The organism is Pseudomonas sp. MF6396 (genome assembly GCF_002018915.1).
GTDB lineage: Bacteria > Pseudomonadota > Gammaproteobacteria > Pseudomonadales > Pseudomonadaceae > Aquipseudomonas > Aquipseudomonas palmensis.
Genome location: NZ_MVOK01000005.1, coordinates 159,354 through 177,969, shown reverse-complemented (window position 1 = coordinate 177,969; position 18,616 = coordinate 159,354). Strand labels below are relative to the sequence as shown.

General features: G+C 57.5%; 10 protein-coding genes and 1 pseudogene. 9 read left to right on the top strand and 2 right to left on the bottom strand.

The features are described 5' to 3' along the window. The first annotated feature begins 81 nt into the window (after positions 1-81). Positions 82-4,845, top strand: coding sequence for a dermonecrotic toxin domain-containing protein (locus tag MF6396_RS06915; protein ID WP_078479960.1), 4,764 nt, complete (start codon positions 82-84; stop codon positions 4,843-4,845). Positions 4,846-4,899: 54 nt separating this feature from the next. On the opposite strand, the gene MF6396_RS06910 is transcribed toward MF6396_RS06915, so the two are convergent. Continuing rightward, a complete protein-coding gene (locus MF6396_RS06910; protein ID WP_043862501.1) occupies positions 4,900-6,483 on the bottom strand; it encodes a peptide chain release factor 3 in 1,584 nt (527 codons plus the stop codon). A 342-nt stretch (positions 6,484-6,825) separates the two neighbouring features. Between MF6396_RS06910 and MF6396_RS06905 the strand changes: the two genes are divergently transcribed. Genes MF6396_RS06905 through MF6396_RS06890 form a run of 4 tightly spaced genes read left to right on the top strand, consistent with a single transcriptional unit; the run spans position 6,826 to position 10,263 of the window. Continuing rightward, positions 6,826-7,539, top strand: coding sequence for an ABC transporter permease (locus MF6396_RS06905; RefSeq protein WP_054916398.1), 714 nt, complete (start codon positions 6,826-6,828; stop codon positions 7,537-7,539). A gap of 14 nt (positions 7,540-7,553) precedes the next feature. Beyond that, positions 7,554-8,462 carry a glycine betaine ABC transporter substrate-binding protein gene (locus MF6396_RS06900; protein ID WP_078479959.1) on the top strand — a complete coding sequence of 303 codons (909 nt, stop codon included), beginning with the start codon at positions 7,554-7,556 and terminating at the stop codon, positions 8,460-8,462. Next, positions 8,459-9,112 carry an ABC transporter permease gene (locus MF6396_RS06895; protein WP_043862504.1) on the top strand — a complete coding sequence of 218 codons (654 nt, stop codon included), beginning with the start codon at positions 8,459-8,461 and terminating at the stop codon, positions 9,110-9,112. The genes MF6396_RS06900 and MF6396_RS06895 overlap by 4 nt, the downstream gene beginning before the upstream one ends. Then, complete coding sequence (locus tag MF6396_RS06890) at positions 9,109-10,263, top strand: osmoprotectant ABC transporter ATP-binding protein OsmV (RefSeq protein ID WP_043862505.1); 1,155 nt, start codon at positions 9,109-9,111, stop codon at positions 10,261-10,263. Before MF6396_RS06895 ends, MF6396_RS06890 begins: the two co-directional genes overlap by 4 nt. Positions 10,264-10,356: 93 nt before the next feature. Here the strand turns inward: MF6396_RS06890 and MF6396_RS06885 are convergent. Then, positions 10,357-12,120, bottom strand: a pseudogene (locus tag MF6396_RS06885) (TonB-dependent receptor family protein); the annotation flags it as partial. 46 nt (positions 12,121-12,166) lie between these two features. Here MF6396_RS06885 and MF6396_RS06880 point away from each other — a divergent pair. From MF6396_RS06880 to MF6396_RS06865, 4 genes are all read left to right on the top strand, one after another. Beyond that, complete coding sequence (locus MF6396_RS06880; protein WP_078479958.1) at positions 12,167-13,840, top strand: recombinase family protein; 1,674 nt, start codon at positions 12,167-12,169, stop codon at positions 13,838-13,840. Positions 13,841-14,375: 535 nt separating this feature from the next. Beyond that, complete coding sequence (locus tag MF6396_RS06875) at positions 14,376-16,178, top strand: hypothetical protein (RefSeq protein WP_153046067.1); 1,803 nt, start codon at positions 14,376-14,378, stop codon at positions 16,176-16,178. Between the two features lie 228 nt (positions 16,179-16,406). Continuing rightward, complete coding sequence (locus tag MF6396_RS06870; protein WP_078479956.1) at positions 16,407-17,315, top strand: replication initiation protein; 909 nt, start codon at positions 16,407-16,409, stop codon at positions 17,313-17,315. An 862-nt stretch (positions 17,316-18,177) separates the two neighbouring features. Continuing rightward, on the top strand, positions 18,178-18,558 hold the full coding sequence (locus MF6396_RS06865; RefSeq protein ID WP_078479955.1) for a hypothetical protein: 381 nt from the start codon (positions 18,178-18,180) through the stop codon (positions 18,556-18,558). Positions 18,559-18,616: the final 58 nt, after the last annotated feature.

Here is an 18,616-nt window from a genome sequence, read left to right as displayed (position 1 = left end):
CCCCGGCAGCCTGAAGCCCTTGCCGGGGCAACAGCGCAGCCCGCCCGTTGCCCGGCGTCCATCCACTGCCGAGCACACACCATGCCCTTGAAGACCCTGCCGTACTTTCACCGCATTGCGCTGCGCCAGCGCTTTGCCGATCACCTGGCACAGGCCCGAGACAGCCTCGATGACGAGGAGCATCGCTGGCTGCAAGGCTGGCTGCAGGCGCCAGGGCCCGACGCGCCGCGAATCGACCGCCTGAGCGCGATCACCGCCAGCGCCCACGCCAGCGAACTGACCGCCAGCCTGCTGCTGAGCCGCAGCACGCACCCCCGTGTTTTTTTCTACCACCCGTTGCTGGGGCTGCTGCGCTTCGAAGACCGTACCCAGCTCAAGCACCACCTCGTTGAACTGCTGAGCAGCGGCCACCCGCACGTACTGCTGCACTACATCGCCCCCAGGGATCGCCTGCTGGCAGGCCAGGGCGGCATCGTGGATGTTCAGGTCGAACGGCTGGAGGACGAGGTGTTCGAGTACCTGATGCTGGTCATCGCCGCTCGCCAGGGCCAGGCGCTGGGCGAGCTGCAGCAGCAGGTACTGGGCCAGCCGCCAGCAGACTCGTTATGGGAGCAGGCCCTGGCCACCACCACCGCTACCGCTGCAGCGGCGCCGCAGCGCCTGGCGGCGGCACGCGACTGCCAACGGCAACTGCACCGGTACTGGCATACCGCCAAGGCCGGCAGCGACACGCCGGCCCGGCAACTGGCCCGCCTGATGGGCGCGCGCGTGCGCGAGGCGATCACGCGCCAGGCCTGGGCCAGCGCCCTTGCCGAAACCGACCACGCAGCGCTGCTGCAATGGCTGGACACCGAGGCCCTCTCGCCCCTGCAGGCGTTCAGCCTCAACGTCACCACCGCGCAAGGCCACAGCCAACTGCTCGAGGGCGTGCTCGCGCTCGGCACCCGTGCCGGCCCGGTGTTCACCTGGTGTGCTGCACGCGGGCTGGAGCGCCATGCCAGCAAGCGGGCGTTGTTATCGTCGCTGACCGACCCCCGGTTACGCGACAGCTGGCGCCCGGTGGTCAGCCCATCGCGGCAGAGCCAGCTGGGCGCCTTGCGCATCAGCGCCCTGCACCTGCAACCGCTGACCGCCCCTGCACTGGACAGCTGGGTTGGCCAGGTGCTGAGCGCCCAGCAACAGGACATCGAAACACAACTGCGCCATGACAGCGGCCAGGACGGTTATCAGGCATGCCGCCAGGCGCTGGACCTCGACAGTCGACTGGCCGGCGAACTCGCGCGTCTGGGCACCTCGCCCCACGCCCACGACAGCCCGGCCACCCTGGCCCGGCTGCAAGCGTCGGCACAGGCAGCCGGCGCTGACCTGGAGGAACTGAACCGGCTGGTGAGCGCACTGACCGGCCACGCGCAGGCACTGTTCGAAGAGGTACCAGGCCTGGAGGCGGTGACTGCGGCAGGGCTCGACCAGGCCCTTGCCGCAGTGCTGGACAAGGGCCCGCCAGTGACCCAGGTACGCCTGGGTCAGCCCGGCGCCGGGCGCACCTGGCTGAGCCTGGCCGAGCTGGTGTGGCAGCGGCTCGGCGGTATCGGTACCTCGCTGGATGAACGCTGGCTGGTCAGCGGCCCGGTGGTGGCCGAACAGCCTGTGGCCTTGCCTGCGCTCGACCTGGCGCTGGCCCGACAGGCTGTCGCACAGGTCGCCGATGCCACCGCCAGCCAACTGACGAGCGCCCTGACGCAGTATCAAGCGCAGCGACGCACGTACCTCAAGCACCTGTGGCAACTGGCCCTGACCCTCGAATACCGCCTGCTCGACCACGACAGCCTGCTGCCAGCCTCGGCACGCGCGCTGATTCACGCCGCCCTGTTTCCGGCGCCCTCGCCGGCAGCGCCGGCCTGGGCCTGGCAACTGGCCCTGGACCAGGCGCCCAGCAGCGAGGCCCTGCTGCTGACCCGCCAGCCGCTCGAGGCACAGCCCGATCTGTGGCTGCTGTGGACCCTCGACCAGGGCTTTGCCGCATTCACCTCGCGCCTTGCGCTGGAGCAGGCCGTCGCAGCGCGCTACCCCGCCGCGCAACGCTTTCAATGGCTGGCGCTGGCAGGCGCGCCTGCGCACCACCTGCAGAGCTGGCAGGCCGAACACGACGTGGCCGCAACGCGGCGCGCCTTCGACCGGCTCACCCGGCGCGGCCTGCCTGCCGCACACCTGCCCGACCTGCTGCGCAGCACGCTCGACCCGCCTGGCACGCTGCGCTACCTGCAGCGTCTGCAGCGCCTGGCCAGTGCCCGGCGCCTGCGTGGCCATCTGCCTGACTGGCTGGCGCAGGCCGCCCCCACCGAACAGTACGGCTACCTGCAGGTTCTGGGGCGCAACCTGCTGCAAAGCCCGTCACCACAGGACTACCTGTTCGACATCCCGGCGGTGACCGACTATGCCCGCCAACGGGTTCAGGCCCGCCTGGACCAGGACTTCGCGGCCGGCCGCTACCCTGCCGACCAGCTGTTGATCACCACCACGCGCTGGGTCACCGCGTTGCCGCCCACCGGTGAGGTCCCCACAGGCGAAGCGGCCGCCAGCATCCAGCATCGCCAGACGCTGGTCGACTACGCGCTCAACCATTACCGCGACTGGGACCACGCCATCACCGCAATCACGCTCGAGGGCGACATGACCGTGCCTGCGCGCATCGATGCCGCCTACCTGCGGGCGCTGGTGCGCGAACTGGACCTGGGTCAAGGCTATCGCCAGCTGCTGGCCGAGCAACTGGACCGCGACCATGCGAGCTACCCCAGGCGCCTGCGGCTGTTCTGCCGGCAATTGCCGGGGCAACTGCTGGAAGCGGCGTGGCGCGCCCGGCTCCAGGGGCAACTGGGCGCAGCCGACGTCGAGTGCATCCGCGCCGTCGTCGAGCAGCCCGACGCCACCGCCCGTGACCAGCTGCCAGCCCCCGCCGCACAACTGGTGCCCCTGGAACTGATCGCCGACAGCGGCCTGCCCCCCGATACCGTGCCCGGGGTGTACCTGTTCATGTACGCCAGCCCCGCGCCCGGCCCCGTGGTGATGTACACGCCGTACCAGGCCGGCGGTCTGTTCCAGGCCTTCAGCAGTTCGGCCGACCTGCTGCAGCAGCTTCGCAGCGTGCCGGCCCTGCAGGCCCGGATACTGGCCTGCATGCCCGACACGATGCGCCCGCGCTACGACCACGGTGGGTTCACCGAGGCCCACCTGCCCTACAGCGCCGAATTCGATTTCGAGCTGCCCCTGTATGCCCAGCAGCCGGTGACCCTGGCCTGGCGCCCGGTGCATGGCAACGCCCTGCAGTACCTGTTCGAGACCAATGCAGCTTTGCTGCAGGGCATGGCCCGTACCCAACTGGTGAGTACCGCCGAAGCCCGCTGGGCCACCCTGAAAGAGGTACTCGGGCTGCTCTGGAGCCAGCTGACCCTGTTCATCCCCGGCCGCATCGGCCTGCTGCTGGCCGCGTGGCAGGGCGAACTGTCGCTGCTGCAATTGGCCGAGCGCCCCTCGGGCGACTGGGCGCAGGCCTTGTCGGAACTGACCTGCACCCTGGTGCAGGGCCTGCTGGCCGGGCATGGCGTGCGCGAACAGGGCCCTGGCGCGCTGCCGGCCGACGAAGGCGAATTCTGGCGGCGCCTGGGGCAGGCGTCGCACCAGCGGCTGTCCGCCTACGAAGTACCGCAGCAGTCCCTCGATGGCCTGGCCAGCCGCGAGCAGATCTATACCGATGTCGATGGCCAGACGCAGTTCGCCTGCCTGGAGGGCAAGGTGTACGGCGTTCGCCAGCTGGACCAGCGCTGGCACCTGAGTGCGCCGGACATCGACGAACCAGGGCCACGCCTGCTCAGCGAAGGCAACGGCCGCTGGCAGATCGACCCGCAGCAGGCCATACCCGTGCTAAGTGGTGGCATCATCGGCAGGCTGGGCGGGTGGGCCTCGCGTCAGGTGATGGCCGGCAACGATATCGTCATCCGGGCCGTGGGCATGCGCCAGATCCAGCGACTCATGCCGGCCCGTGCGCGCATGCTGCGCCAGGCACACCGCACGGCGCTCGACTACCTGGGCATCTGCCTGGACAACCTGCAGCAGGCCAGCCCGGTGCAACGCATGCCGGCACAGACCCGCACGATCCTCAGCGGTTTCTTCGGCGTCGAACCCGACGAAGCGCTGCTGCAGCGCGTACGTGAACCGGTGGAAAAACTCTTCGAACTGATGACCTCGCAGGACTACTCGGTCGCCACGTCCAGGCGCTACATCCTGGCCAGCAATATCGGCAACTACACCGGCATTGCCTTCACCTCGCCCCATGACCCGCTCCGGCAACTGTTTCTGCTGGACGCTTATTTCGACGTCAGCTACCTGGGCAGGCTCCAGCTCAGGCCCGAGCTGTCCTGGCAGGAAGCCGATGCCATTGCGCGTGCCAACTGCCTGCTGCACGAGTTCTCGCATATCGCCTATGACACACGCGACATGCGCTACCTGGATGCCTCGCTGGCGTTTGCCGACCTGCTCATGCCCGGCGAGCAGCAGGATTGGCTCAGGCGCCAGCACGACGAGGCGTTCTCTCACCGTTCACCGGCCCGGCGCCTGTTCGTGGTGCGCTCACGCGACGGTACCCGACGCGACATCACCCGTGACGACAACAAGGGCCTGAGCCTGATCCTCAAGATCGCCGACACCCATGACCTGGCGGTCGCGCGCCAGCGCTTTCTGGACGATGCGGTGGTGCGCTCGCGAATCATGCTCAAGAACGCCGACTCGCTGACCCTGCTGGTCTACCGCCTGGGCCAGGCAAGCCATCGCCCACCGGCGGCGGGGGGCTGAAACGAAAACGCCCGCGCAGCCAGGGGGCTGCGCGGGCGTGGGGTGTGCGAAAACTCAGTGGTGTTCGCGGGTGGCGCGGAATTTCACGTCCGGCCAGCGTTCTTCCATCAGCGCCAGGTTGACCCGGGTCGGCGCCAGGTAGGTCAGGTGACCGCCACCGTCGATGGCCAGGTTTTCCACGGCCTTGTTGCTGAATTCCTCGAGTTTCTTCTTGTCGTCGCAGCTGATCCAGCGCGCCGACCACACGGTGATCGGCTCGTAGCCGCACTCGACCTTGTACTCTTCCTTCAGGCGGCTGGCGACCACGTCGAACTGCAGCACACCCACGGCGCCGAGGATGATGTCGTTGCTGCGCTCGGGGAAGAACACCTGGGTGGCGCCCTCTTCGGCCAGTTGCTGCAGGCCCTGGCGCAGCTGCTTGGACTTGAGCGGGTCCTTCAGGCGCACGCGGCGGAACAGCTCAGGGGCGAAGTGCGGGATACCGGTGAAGCCCAGGCTCTCGCCCTCGGTGAAGGTGTCGCCGATCTGGATGGTGCCGTGGTTGTGCAGGCCGATGATGTCGCCGGCGAACGCCTCTTCGAGCTGCTCGCGCTCGGACGAGAAGAACGTCAGGGCGTCGCCGATGCGCAGGTCCTTGCCGGTGCGCACGTGGCGCATCTTCATGCCCTTCTCGTACTTGCCCGAGCAGATGCGCATGAACGCGATGCGGTCGCGGTGCTTGGGGTCCATGTTCGCCTGGATCTTGAACACGAAGCCGCTGAACTTCTCTTCGGTCGGCTCCACGGTGCGCTCATGGGCCACACGTGGCAGCGGACGTGGCGCCCAGTCGACCACCGCGTCGAGCACATGGTCGACACCGAAGTTGCCCAGCGCGGTACCGAAGAACACCGGGGTCAGCTGGCCGTTGATGAACTCGTCCTGGTCGAACTCATGGCAGGCGCCCTGCACCAGTTCCAGTTGCTCGATGAAGCGCTCGTACTCGTCACCCAGGTGGGCGCGGGCTTCATCCGAGTCGAGCTTCTCGATGATCTTCACCTCGGTACGCTCGTGGCCGTGGCCCGGGGTGTACACGATGATGTAGTCACCGGCCAGGTGGTACACGCCCTTGAAGTCGCGGTAGCAGCCGATCGGCCAGGTGATCGGCGCGGCCTTGATCTTGAGAACCGCCTCGATCTCGTCGAGCAGCTCGATCGGGTCGCGGATATCGCGGTCGAGTTTGTTGATGAAGCTGACGATGGGCGTGTCACGCAGACGGCACACGTCCATCAGGGCGATGGTACGTGGCTCTACGCCCTTGCCGCCGTCGAGCACCATCAGCGCCGAGTCCACTGCGGTCAGGGTGCGGTAGGTGTCTTCGGAGAAGTCTTCGTGGCCGGGGGTATCGAGCAGGTTGACCATATGGTCGCGATACGGGAACTGCATCACCGAGGTGGTGATGGAGATGCCGCGCTGCTTTTCCATTTCCATCCAGTCGGAGGTGGCATGGCGGTCGGACTTTCGCGATTTCACCGTACCGGCGACGGCAATCGCCTTGCCCATCAGCAGCAGCTTCTCGGTGATGGTGGTCTTACCCGCATCGGGGTGGGAAATGATGGCGAAGGTGCGGCGTTTCGCGACTTCGGCGGCCTGGTTGGTCATGGGAAATCGCCTGACTGGAGATTCAAAAAAGGGCGGCGATTATAGCCCAAACTCACCCCCTAACTGAACCACTGGGTCGATCTGCGCTGGCCAAATGCCGCTTCGGATGGGAACCTTTGCGACTGCGGAGACGTCCACTGCCCTGTTACGAGATGTTACGTATACGGTTTTCAACAGTTCGTCAGGGTGGGTTTCATCGGCAACATGCGCCTGACGAGGCTGCGCTCATGGCGTGTTCCGCTCTACCGGAGCGACCCGCTGCTTATCGCGATCACACTGCCTGCTGCCTGGACCGGCAGCCGCCACGGGAGTGTGCCCGCCGACAAAAAAAGGAGTCCGCCTGTGGCTAAACGCTATGGCAAGGGGCTGATGGGATGGGCCGCCGCGCTCGTCATCCTGGCCCTGCTGATCCACTGGATCGGCATCGATACGATCGCGCACTACCGCGCCGATCTGTGGTTCTACCTGCAAGCGCACCTGATGCTGGTGGCGTGCTCGATGGTGGCGGCGCTGGCCGTGGGTATCCCCGCCGGCATTGCCTTGAGTCGACCGCACCGGGTCGACCGCGCCGAACGCTTCATGCAGATCTTCAACATTGGCAACACCGTTCCCCCCCTGGCCGTTCTGGCCATCGCCCTGAGCTTTCTGGGCATCGGCGCAGGCCCGGCAATCTTCGCGCTGTTCCTCGCCTCCCTGCTGCCCATCGTGCGCAACACCTACGAAGGCCTGAAAAACGTCCCCGCCTCGCTCAAGGAAGCCGCCACCGGCATCGGCATGACCCCGCGCCAGACGCTGTGGCGTGTCGAGCTGCCCAATGCGGTACCGATCATCGTCGGCGGCGTTCGAGTGGCACTGGCAATCAACGTGGGTACCGCGCCGCTGTCGTTCCTGATCGGCGCCAACAGCCTGGGCAGCCTGATCTTCCCCGGCATCGCCCTTAACAACCAGCCGCAACTGTTGCTGGGCGCCGCCACCACGGCCTTGCTCGCCCTGCTGCTCGATGCGCTGGTCAGCCAATGCAGTCGCCGCTGGCTCGAACGCGGCCTGGCCAACTAAGCGAAGGAACCCCCATGAAAAGAATCGCCTTGTTGCTGGGCGCGGCCCTGCTGTTCGCAGGATTCGCCCAGGCCGCCGACAAACCCCTGATCCGCCTCGGCGCGCGGGTGTTCACCGAACAGACGGTGCTGGCCGAAATCACCGCGCAGTACCTGCGCAGCCACGGCTTCGACGTGCGCATCACCGGCGGCCTGGGCAGCACCCTGGCGCGCAGCGCGCAGGAAAGCGGCCAACTGGACATGGTGTGGGAATACACCGGCGTGTCGCTGGTGTCCTACAACCATATCGACGAACGCATGGACAGCGCCGAGGCCACCTACGCCCGGGTCAAGCAGTTGGACGCGAAGAAGGGCCTGGTGTGGCTGGCACCCTCGAAGTTCAGCAACACCTATGCCCTGGCGCTGCCGCGCAACATCGCCGAGCAGTACCCGCAGGTCAACAGCATCAGCCAGCTCAATCAGGTGCTGCGCGACGAGCCCGACCGCAGCCATGTACTGGCGCTGGACACCGAGTTCGCCAACCGCCCCGACGGCCTGGTGGGCCTGACCCAGACCTACGACCTGCAGTTCACCCGCCGCGACATCCGCCAGATGGATGCCGGGCTGGTGTACACCGCGCTGCGCAACGGCCAGGTGTTCAGCGGGCTGGTGTACACCACCGACGGGCGCCTGAGCGCCTTCGACCTCAAGCTGCTGGACGACGACCTGCACTACTTCCCCGACTACACCGCCGCCCCGGTGGTGCGCCAGGCCGTGCTCGACGCTCATCCGCAACTGGCCGGGCTGCTCAAGCCGCTGGCCGAGCAACTGGATGACGAGACCATGCGCCAGCTCAATGCCAAGGTGGACGTCGAGCACCAGAGCCCGAGCAAAGTCGCCGCCACCTACCTGCGCCAGCATCCACCTGCCGAGGAGCAACCATGAGTCTGCTTGATACCTTCGCCCACCTGGACTGGGCCCAGGTGCTGCAACTGACCTGGGAGCACATCACCCTGGTCGGCATCGCGGTCACCCTGGCCATTCTGATCGGCGTACCGCTGGGCATCCTGATGACCCGCTTTCCGGTGCTTGCCGGGCCTCTGCAGGCCAGCGCCACGGTGCTGCTGACCGTGCCGTCGATCGCCCTGTTCGGCCTGCTGCTGCCGTTCTATTCCAAGTTCGGCCAGGGCCTGGGCCCGCTGCCGGCGATCACCGCGGTGTTTCTGTATTCACTGCTGCCGATCCTGCGCAACACCTACCTGGCGCTGACCAACGTCGAGCCCGGCATACGCGAAGCCGCCCGCGGCATCGGCATGACCTTCGGCCAGCGCCTGCGCATGGTCGAGCTGCCGATTGCGGTGCCGGTGATTCTGGCCGGTGTACGCACCGCCGTGGTGATGAACATCGGCGTGATGACCATTGCCGCGACCATCGGTGCCGGTGGCCTTGGCGTACTTATCCTGACCTCCATCAGCCGCAGCGACATGTCGATGCTGCTGGTCGGCGCCGTGCTGGTGAGCCTGCTGGCCATCTTCGCCGACCTGCTGCTGCAAGCCCTGCAACGCTCGCTGACTCCAAAAGGACTGCTCAAATGATCGAACTTCAGAACCTGTGCAAGACCTTCCACAGCAACGGCAAGGACGTAAAGGCCGTCGACTCGGTAAGCCTGACGGTCAACGAAGGCGAGATCTGCGTGTTCCTCGGCCCGTCCGGGTGCGGCAAGAGCACCACCCTCAAGATGATCAACCGCCTGATCGCGCCCACCTCGGGCAAGGTGCTGATCAATGGCGAAGACACCACCGACCTGGACGCGGTGACGCTGCGTCGCACCATCGGCTATGTGATCCAGCAGATCGGCCTGTTCCCCAACATGACCATCGAGGAGAACATCACCGTGGTGCCGCGCCTGCTCGGTTGGGACAAGCACAAGTGCCACGAGCGGGCCCGCGAGCTGATGAGCATGATCAAGCTCGAGCCCAAGCAGTACCTGCACCGCTACCCGCGTGAACTGTCCGGTGGCCAGCAGCAGCGTATCGGCGTGATCCGCGCGCTGGCGGCGGATGCGCCGCTGCTGCTGATGGACGAGCCGTTCGGTGCGGTCGACCCGATCAACCGCGAGATGATCCAGAACGAGTTCTTCGAGATGCAGCGTGCATTGAACAAGACCGTGATCATGGTCAGCCACGACATCGACGAGGCGATCAAGCTGGGCGACAAGATCGCCATCTTCCGCGCCGGCAAGCTGATCCAGATCGACCACCCCGACACCTTGCTGGCGCACCCGGCAGATGACTTCGTGAGCAACTTCGTGGGCCAGGACAGCACCCTCAAGCGCCTGCTGCTGGTGCGTGCCGAGGATGCGGCGGACAACGCGCCATCGGTGAGCCCCGAGACGTCGGTGGCCGATGCGCTGGAGCTGATGGACGAACATGACCGTCGCTACGTGGTGGTCACCGATGGCCAGAACAAGGCGATGGGCTATGTGCGCCGGCGCGACCTGCACCGTCAGCAGGGCACCTGCGCGGACTTCCTGCGCACGTTCAACGCCACCGCCGCGCATGACGAGCACCTGCGCATCCTGCTGTCGCGCATGTACGAGTTCAACCGTTCGTGGTTGCCGGTACTGGACGCCGAGAACGTGTTCCTGGGCGAGGTCACCCAGGAATCGATTGCCGCGTACCTGAGTTCGGGGCGTTCGCGGGGCATGAAGACCAGCATCGTGTCGCCGGCCGAAACGGTGGCCTGAATAGCTCCACCGCGATCTACTGCCGAACAGACAAGGCTGACAACGCCGGTCCGGCAGGCCATGGCCTGAGTGATCGGCGTAGCGAAGGCGTTGTCAGAACCCTACACTGGCCTGCACATAGAACGTGCGCGGCTCGCCCAGGTAGATCCCCGAATTGTTGTCGCTGGAACGGGTGAAGAACTGCTTGTCGAAGATGTTCTTCACCCCCGCCGCCAGCTTCAGGTTCGACAGCTGGGCACCAAAGTCATACCCGCCCCGCGCACTCCAGGTCACATACCCCGGAATGTCGCCATACTGCCCATCAGCCGTCGGTTCGGTGATGTAGTCGCCGGTGAAGGCACCTTTGCTGGTCATGCCGGTACCCGGAGCACGCTGTTTGGATTGCGCATAGGCGTCCACATTCCAGGTCCAGCGGTCCACCTGGTAACGCAGCCCGGCATTGGCGATCTGGCGTGAGTAGAACGGCAGGTCACGCCCTTCGAAGCCCGGGATCGCCCCTTCATAGGTGGCGCGGGTGTAGGTGAAGCCGGCGTTCGCACTCAAGCCCTGCAGACGCGGGTCCAGCCCTGCCAGGTCGTAGTGCATCGAGGCCTCGATGCCCTGGTGCTTGGTCGCGCCCAGGTTGGTCCAGCCCACGTCGTTGCTGATGTACTGCAGCTCGTCATCGAAGTCGATGTAGAACGCGGTCAGCTCGCCGCCCCAGTTGCCGTTGTCATAGCGCGTGCCGATCTCGTAGGTCTTGGCCTTCTCGGCCTGCAGGCCGTTGGCGGTCTGGTCGCCCTGCCCGCCCTGGCCCAGCTGGAAGTACTGCAGGCTGCCGAACGAGGTCTCGTAGTTGGCGAACAGCTTCCACGCATCGGACAGGTGATACATCACGCTCAATGCCGGCAGCGGTTCGTTGCTGGTCACGCTGCGGCTCTTGGCCACCACCGGCTTGTTGCCCAGGCCCATGACCGGGCGATCGTTCCAGTCGGTGTTGATGTGCTCGAAACGCACGCCCGGGGTGATGGTCCAGTTGCCCACGTCGATCTTGTTGTCGATGTAGTAGGCGCTGGCCTCTGTGCCGCCGGTACGGTCCTGGTACACGTGGCCGTCGGATTCCGGGGTTACGGTGGGCACGTTGTCGATCAGCGCCAGGCGCGTGGCCTGCTCGTGCATGGCTTCCTTGAGGTAGCGATAACCGACGCTGACCTCCTGGGTGGCCGGGCCGGTGACGAACACCCGCGACAGGCGCGGCTCGACGGCAAAGGTGTGGTAGCTGCGCGGGTACGACGACAGCGTCTGCTGGTCGCGCGCGGCAATGCTGCTGCCACGGAAGCTGTCGGTGTAGTAGGTCTGCACCTCGAACTGGGTCACGTCGTCGATCTGGCGCAGGTACTTGAGCGAGACATCCTTGCGCCGACCGGTGAAGTTGTCGTGGTCGCGGTCGGACTGGTAGGGGTTCTTGTCGAACTGGGCCTGGGTCAGGCCGCCGGGCATGTCGGCCTTGCCATCGTAGTAATGGAAGTTCAGCGACAGCTCGTCACGGTCGGTCAGCGCCCAGTGGGTCTTGAACAGCACGTCGTCGATGTCGTTGCTGTTGTTGCTGCTGCGGTAGCCATTGCCCTTGACCCCGGAGTACAGCAACGCCGCACCCAGGCCATTGTCGGCGGTGCCGCCAAGGAAGGCCGACTCGATGTGCTTCCAGCCGCCATGACGCGAGGTCTGGATCGTGGTGCCCAGCTCGCCGGTGGCCTTCTCGGGGATGGCTCGGGTGACGAAGTTGATCACCCCGCCGACGTTCTGCGGCCCATAGCGCACCGAGCCTGCGCCGCGCACCACGTCGATGCTGTCCAGGTTGCCCGAGGACCACGGTAAGCTATTTTCTAATAAAATGAGCTAGAACCTACCCGGAGCCGATTCAATGCCCAAGGCATACGCATACGTCAGATGGTCAACCGCCTCGCAAGGCGAAGAAGGCCGAGACAGCCACGACCGTCAGACCACCCCACTCCAAGCATTTACAGAGGTCACAGGCGTTCCCGTGGTTGAAACAGTCATCGACAAGGGGATCAGTGCGTTTCGTGGTGCAAACGCCCGTATCGGACAACTCAAAGGATTGTTGGACAGGATAGAGAGTGGAGAAATTGAGCATGGCGACTACATCATTGTCGAATCAATCGACCGTCTAACCCGCCAGAAACTCACCGACTCCGTTGATCTAATCCAGTCAATTCTCAAAAAAGGCGTGCGACTACACACCGTTTTCGACAACAAGACATATTCCTACGACGATCCAAGCCGCGACCTCGAAACGCTGATCCTTGTGGGCGTCATCGCCAAACGAGCACATGAAGAAAGCGACACCAAGAGCAAACGCTTGAAATCCGTGTGGGTAAAAAAGCGAGACACAGCAGAAACCAACGTTATAGGTAAGCGATGCCCCTACGGCTTTCGTTTCGATGAACAAAGCCAATCCTTTGTCATCGTAGAAGAAGAAGCCCAAGAAATTCGCCAGATTTTCGAACTACTCAAACACGTAGGAGTATTGGAGAGCGTTAAGCAAGTAAACAAAAATTCAAAACGCCGTTGGACGAGAACATCAGTTCTACATCTTATCAACAGTAAAAGCCCAATTGGCGTTCTACGCTTGCAACGACGAAACGAGAACGGCACCAAAGCGTTTGACCGTTATGTTCCCGATTATTTTCCAAAAATCATTGATGAAATAGAATTCAGTGCAGCCGTTGCAGCGATGAAAACCCGATTAAATGGACGAAAATACGGACGTAGGACACCCCACCACTACAATATTTTTCGGCACTGCATCCAATGTGAGGAACATAAATGCGGAATGATTTTCAACCTACAAATATTAGGAACCGAGAAAAAACGCTACGCCTACCTTGTTTGCTCTAACAGAGCCGAACGAGTATGCGAATGTAATAACAGAATTAGATTTGAGCTTGTCTTCGGCACATTCCTCGCTTTCGTTAGGCAGTTATCGGAAAATCGTTACATTGACGAGCGAACAGACAAGAAACGAAAAGACTTCACTTGGTTCAGCCAAGACCAATACAAGCAAATGGACACCGTAAACGACGCATTCAGCCGTTTCTTTTCCGTTCGTGATACTTCGGCACCAAAAGAAGAAATACGAGCCAAGAAAGCCAAGCTAACAACCGAAAAAACCACATTGGAGATGTTAGAGGCTTCGCTAGCTCAGTTTGACGGAATAATTCCAAATACATTTATCAGGCGTGTGGCCGATAGCGAAGCACGGATCACAGTGTTAGAAAGCGAGATCCAAAAACTTGAAGGCACGTTAGCAATCGAAGCGGAAACGCTCGAAATCACCACCTACGAAGACATAATAGCCCTATACGAAACAGAAGAAGGCCGATTGAAGCTCAATACATTTTTCATCACGCGAGGAATCACCTTCGACGTTAAAATTGACAAAGAAACAAACCTCGTCGGCATGGACATCCGTATAAAAGGTGAAAAAGACTTCAACCTTTACACACATCAATTTTTCAAACAAAAAGCTCCACTAACGCCATTTGGAATACCAGACCTTTCCCACATCATAAAATAAAAATAAGCCCCTCTAAAACCCGGCATTTTGGAGGGGTTACACATTAAATAACCAAGGCGTTACACGTTAAAACCCAGAGTAAAAATAAAAAATACGATGTTCTTAACCACCAGAATAGCTTTTGACCTTTTCTAAACCACCATCTTTTTTCACAAATCACCTCGCATAATGCACGCCCCTGCACACGCCTCATGTGTATACACGCACACGCTCGCGTCTTTAGTTATCAATATATAGATATCAAATATATTAGATAACAATAATAAAGATTACTACACCGCACGCACGCATACGCAAGCACAAACAGCCAACACATTTGATCAAAATTTAATCTATGGTAAATTATAAATAAGGGCAATGAGCAAAGCGATATGAAGCATTTATCAACCCTTTGGTTACAACTTCACACTTTTGCTTCGCAAAAGATGAGAAGTGGTAACGCCGGGCCAAAGGGTGCCCCTTTGGATACCCAAGAGCAAAGCAAAAGCATCTCGCTGAAATTTAGGAGTAAAAAATAACAACTACTGAGGGTTAAATGAGTAATGAAATCAAAAGCACAACCATGCTATATAAGAGACTTAATTTTTCCGTCTCCACACTTAAAAAATTAGGTAAATCCTTAAAGCATTCCTTGCGTGTTCACAGCAAAGAAGAAAAGAAAATACAATGGGATGAAGACTTATCCAATAAGAACATATTTATAGTCAATGGTAAGCCTGTACCAATGAATGAGGCGTCGGCCTTGTCATTCATTAAAGACACACTAACGCCTTTTCATCTGGTCAATAGAAGCAAAGAGCAGAGAAAAGAAGACGTAGAAACCAAAGGCAAATATAAATACAAAATTAAGAAAATCATTAAAGATGAGGCAGGCCAGCCCATAGCCGCCTACCTTGATAATCTGATAGACCGTGGCGATTACATTGACGGCGAACAGGTCAAAGAAGATTTTGAAGCCTTCGAGGTCAGCAGGAAGGCCCAGAAGCTCAAAAGCGTCCAAAACTATATAGACCTACACAACACCATCACCCAAGCAGAAAAGCCGCTGGATGGCCGTAAAACAGTCATCCAAGAGGCCTTCTTTAAATTCCCCATGCACAACCAAGTAGACCTACCGGCTGAATTTTACGTTTCTGCAATTCAGGACTTCTACGCCAAATATTTTCCCGACTATAACGTCCTATTGACGGTTTACCACGGCGATGAATTAGAGGGATGTAAAAAGAAGGTTGGCGACCACCCTCATATTTTTATCGACTGTAAAAACAAAAGAACAGGGGAATACGACCTGACAGAACAGCAAGCGGTGCTTGCCAACAAAGTCATTAAACATCTTGAATTTTTCAAGAGTTACACGCCTGTAAACACCAAGCAACAGACATATCAGGAGAGCCAAATAATAGGCGAAGCGTTGCAGGAGCTATTTTACAAGCACATCAATAAAAAATTCAAAACTGAGAACATCTCACTTGTAGCTAATAGATTGGAACAGACCCAAGAAAACCTTGAACTTAGAAAGAAAATCAGGCTTGAAAGTAAGAAAACCAAAGAAAATAGAGCATTTAACCTTTATACAATGCGACAAGAGCAACTTGAAGAGATAGAAAATAAACTTATGGAAGTCGCAGAGGAAGTCGAAAACAAGAAACAAATAAAAGGCACGATTGACCAAGAAATACACCAAGGCCAACAAGTCAGCTTTAATTTACAAATGAAAATTGAAAAGGCCGAAACATATTGGGGCAAAAGACTTGCCCAGTTTGACAGCAAACTCAAAGAAAACACGACAACCCTTAGCACCTTAACGCAAAAACGAATATATATTCAGCAAGACATTACACAGCTACAAAATAAAAAAGTAGAGCTACGAAAAAACTTCAAAACAGAAAAAGATAAATTACAAAAAAAACTAAATGATTTAAAAGGGAAAGTGACAGCAGAATCGACAAAACACAAAAGAATTAAGCAAGCTATAATGATACTTGATGAAAAACTAGAACCACTAATCCATAAATTTGACGTGAAGGTGGACAAGGTTCTTCATGCAAATAGAATGCATGAGAACACAGAAACCCTCTATCAAGAAATGAAAGAAAATATCTTACAGACCGCTAAATACATGGGAAAAGAAAAGCGACACGATTACCTATGGTCTGTGAAAGAACAGCTTGAAGAAAAAGGACTAGACCCTGATATGGTTAATTTTGGCTTTAAAGAAAAGGTCCAGCTCTTCATATCCGACACATTCACCAGCACCCAAATAATAGATTTTGATAAGCAGGAGGCGGTAGATGCAAAGGCAGCGAGAGCAAAAAGAAGTCTATACAAAAACAAATAAAACCCCGCGATTAAGCGGGCTTTTTACCATCCAAGTTTGACAAACCTCGAAAGTATGGCAACTTGAAAGGAGCAGAAAAAGAAAACCACCTTGGGGAAGGTGGCTAAGGATACTACAATAAAATTTTAAAAACTTTAATCAACACACTCATTTAATCATCAAAAAGCTTATTGTCAAGTCATCTCCCAAGGTTTTCTTTTTCTAAATAACTATTAGAAGAGGATAACAATGGGATGCGTAAAACTATTTGAGGACTACTTACCAAGAAGACCTTATCACACCGATGATTTAACCAGCGGTTTAAAAATAAACAAAAAAGAAAAAGCAAAGTTTGCAAGACTTATTCAGCCCAATGGGCCTACGCATAGATATTGGATGGTTTTTGACTTAGACCGAGCCGACGCCGGTATGCACTGGGATCACGTAGGGGCACCAGCTCCGAACCTAATAGCCCGAAATCCGGCCAATGGGCACGCCCATTTGCTCTACTTGCTACAAACCCCTATCCGAACTGCTATGGACGGTAAAACAGCCCCTTTACGATACGCTGCGGCCATCGAGGCAGGATTGCGTAACCGTCTAGGAGCAGACAGAGGCTATTCCGGGTTGATCTGCAAGAACCCGATCAACGCCCACTGGATGGTTCACCAATGGCAGGCCAATCCATACACCTTGGACGACTTAGCCGACTACATCGACCTAACCCCAGAAAAAGCCAGAGAGAAGCCTGTAGAGGATTATGGCCTTGGCCGTAACTGTATGCTTTTCGATGAGTTAAGGGCTTGGGCATACAAAGCTATCCGCAGCCAAGACTGGCCCGACTACAACCAATGGCTAAACGCTTGCTTTGATAGAGCCACGGGCTACAACGTCAACTTTACTACACCATTAGATATATCCGAGGTTAAACACACCGCCAAGAGCGTAGCGAAGTGGACGCATAGGAACTTTAACCGTCGAACCTTTGACGATTATGTCGCCAGAACCCACACCAGCGAGATACAGGCCATAAGAGGACGCAAAGGCGGATTAGTTGGTAAGGGTGGAAGACCTGCAATCATAACAGCTAACGGAAACCCGTGGGATGAGCTTGGTATTAGTCGTGCAACTTGGTACAGATTACAAAATCGAAAATAACATTATAGTGGTGAGACAAAATAGCCTATATCAGATAATAGCACCCGGTGAGGGTGTTTCTTCTTTCCACCCCGTCCCCCTTCCCTCCCATCCGAACCACATACCTACACCTAAGACCTATAAGACAATAGTCATAGAACGCACGGAAAGGGTTAAAATCGGCTTGTATTTACTCGATTGATACGAAGACACCACGAAGTTAAACGACCCACTTAAACACGTAATTACATGCCCAACCCTATCCCACAGCTTGCTATGCTTCGGAGATATATCCCCCAACCTATATGTATGTATACATACATATCAACTTTCTTTCCTGATGAAAATTTCACACTTTTTAAAATTCATCAAATTCGATGAAAACCATTCACTGGGCTGATGAGTCCATATATCCCGAAAGCGTCGAGGACCAGTAGGAAAAAACGAGCCTTTTTTGAAAAAACAACTTCTTTAAAAACACGCATTAAAAAATTCGCAAATTAATATCATATTTTTGATAATTCATTATTTTCAACCATTGAATTATGGCTTACAAACAGCAAAACACCTTGTCAATAGCAAAGCAAAAATAAATATAATATCCAACCTTAATCGCTAAATAGCGTTCAACCGTAAGTAAATCACTTAGTTTATTTTTGCCACAAAGAAGAACAAAAAACAGCACCCCAAAGAACTCAAAAAACGCTCTCAAATGAATTTCACAAAAAACCGTAGGGTATTGGTCACGTCAACAAATGAAAATATCGGATTTCCTACATATTATATCCCCGAAGCAATAACCAAGGTTCGGAGATATAACCTTGAAGCATTGACTTATCTAAAACCTATGGTAATTGTATTATAACAACATAGGAGTTCTATTATGAACAAGGCGGAATATGCAGGGAAAATAGGCGGGTTAGTTGGTGGCTTCAAAAGAAGGGAGCGTCAAAAATTTCTAATAGGCTTTATGAAAATATTAGAGATGGAGGAATATCCCGATTTAAGATTAACATCAAGCTTAGCCAAAAAACTGATAGCAGAGTTTTCGGGCTGTAAATCAATCTCAAACGATACGTTAGTGAAAGAATTTGGAAGGCCCGGAAACAAAGTAAAACAGCAGAACCTGAACGAAATTGTATTGATTATCGGGGAGAGATACAGAGACACCTACAAAGAACTATGGAGCGATACTAAAAAGAAAATTGACTCGGATGCAGAAGAATATAAGACGCGAAAAATCGAAGAACTCAAGGCCCAATAAAAAAATTGGCAATCGAAAGGGCCGATGCAAAGCCTCCCCCCTTTCGACAGCCTCAAAT

Excerpts from the sequence above, each read along its gene's own strand:
- MF6396_RS06915 (WP_078479960.1), top strand. The coding sequence starts at position 82 with ATGCCCTTGAAGACCCTGCCGTACTTTCACCGCATTGCGCTGCGCCAG.
- MF6396_RS06910 (WP_043862501.1), bottom strand. The coding sequence starts at position 6,483 with ATGACCAACCAGGCCGCCGAAGTCGCGAAACGCCGCACCTTCGCCATC.
- MF6396_RS06900 (WP_078479959.1), top strand. The coding sequence starts at position 7,554 with ATGAAAAGAATCGCCTTGTTGCTGGGCGCGGCCCTGCTGTTCGCAGGA.
- MF6396_RS06895 (WP_043862504.1), top strand. The coding sequence starts at position 8,459 with ATGAGTCTGCTTGATACCTTCGCCCACCTGGACTGGGCCCAGGTGCTG.
- MF6396_RS06890 (WP_043862505.1), top strand. The coding sequence starts at position 9,109 with ATGATCGAACTTCAGAACCTGTGCAAGACCTTCCACAGCAACGGCAAG.
- MF6396_RS06880 (WP_078479958.1), top strand. The coding sequence starts at position 12,167 with ATGCCCAAGGCATACGCATACGTCAGATGGTCAACCGCCTCGCAAGGC.
- MF6396_RS06875 (WP_153046067.1), top strand. The coding sequence starts at position 14,376 with ATGAGTAATGAAATCAAAAGCACAACCATGCTATATAAGAGACTTAAT.
- MF6396_RS06870 (WP_078479956.1), top strand. The coding sequence starts at position 16,407 with ATGGGATGCGTAAAACTATTTGAGGACTACTTACCAAGAAGACCTTAT.
- MF6396_RS06865 (WP_078479955.1), top strand. The coding sequence starts at position 18,178 with ATGAACAAGGCGGAATATGCAGGGAAAATAGGCGGGTTAGTTGGTGGC.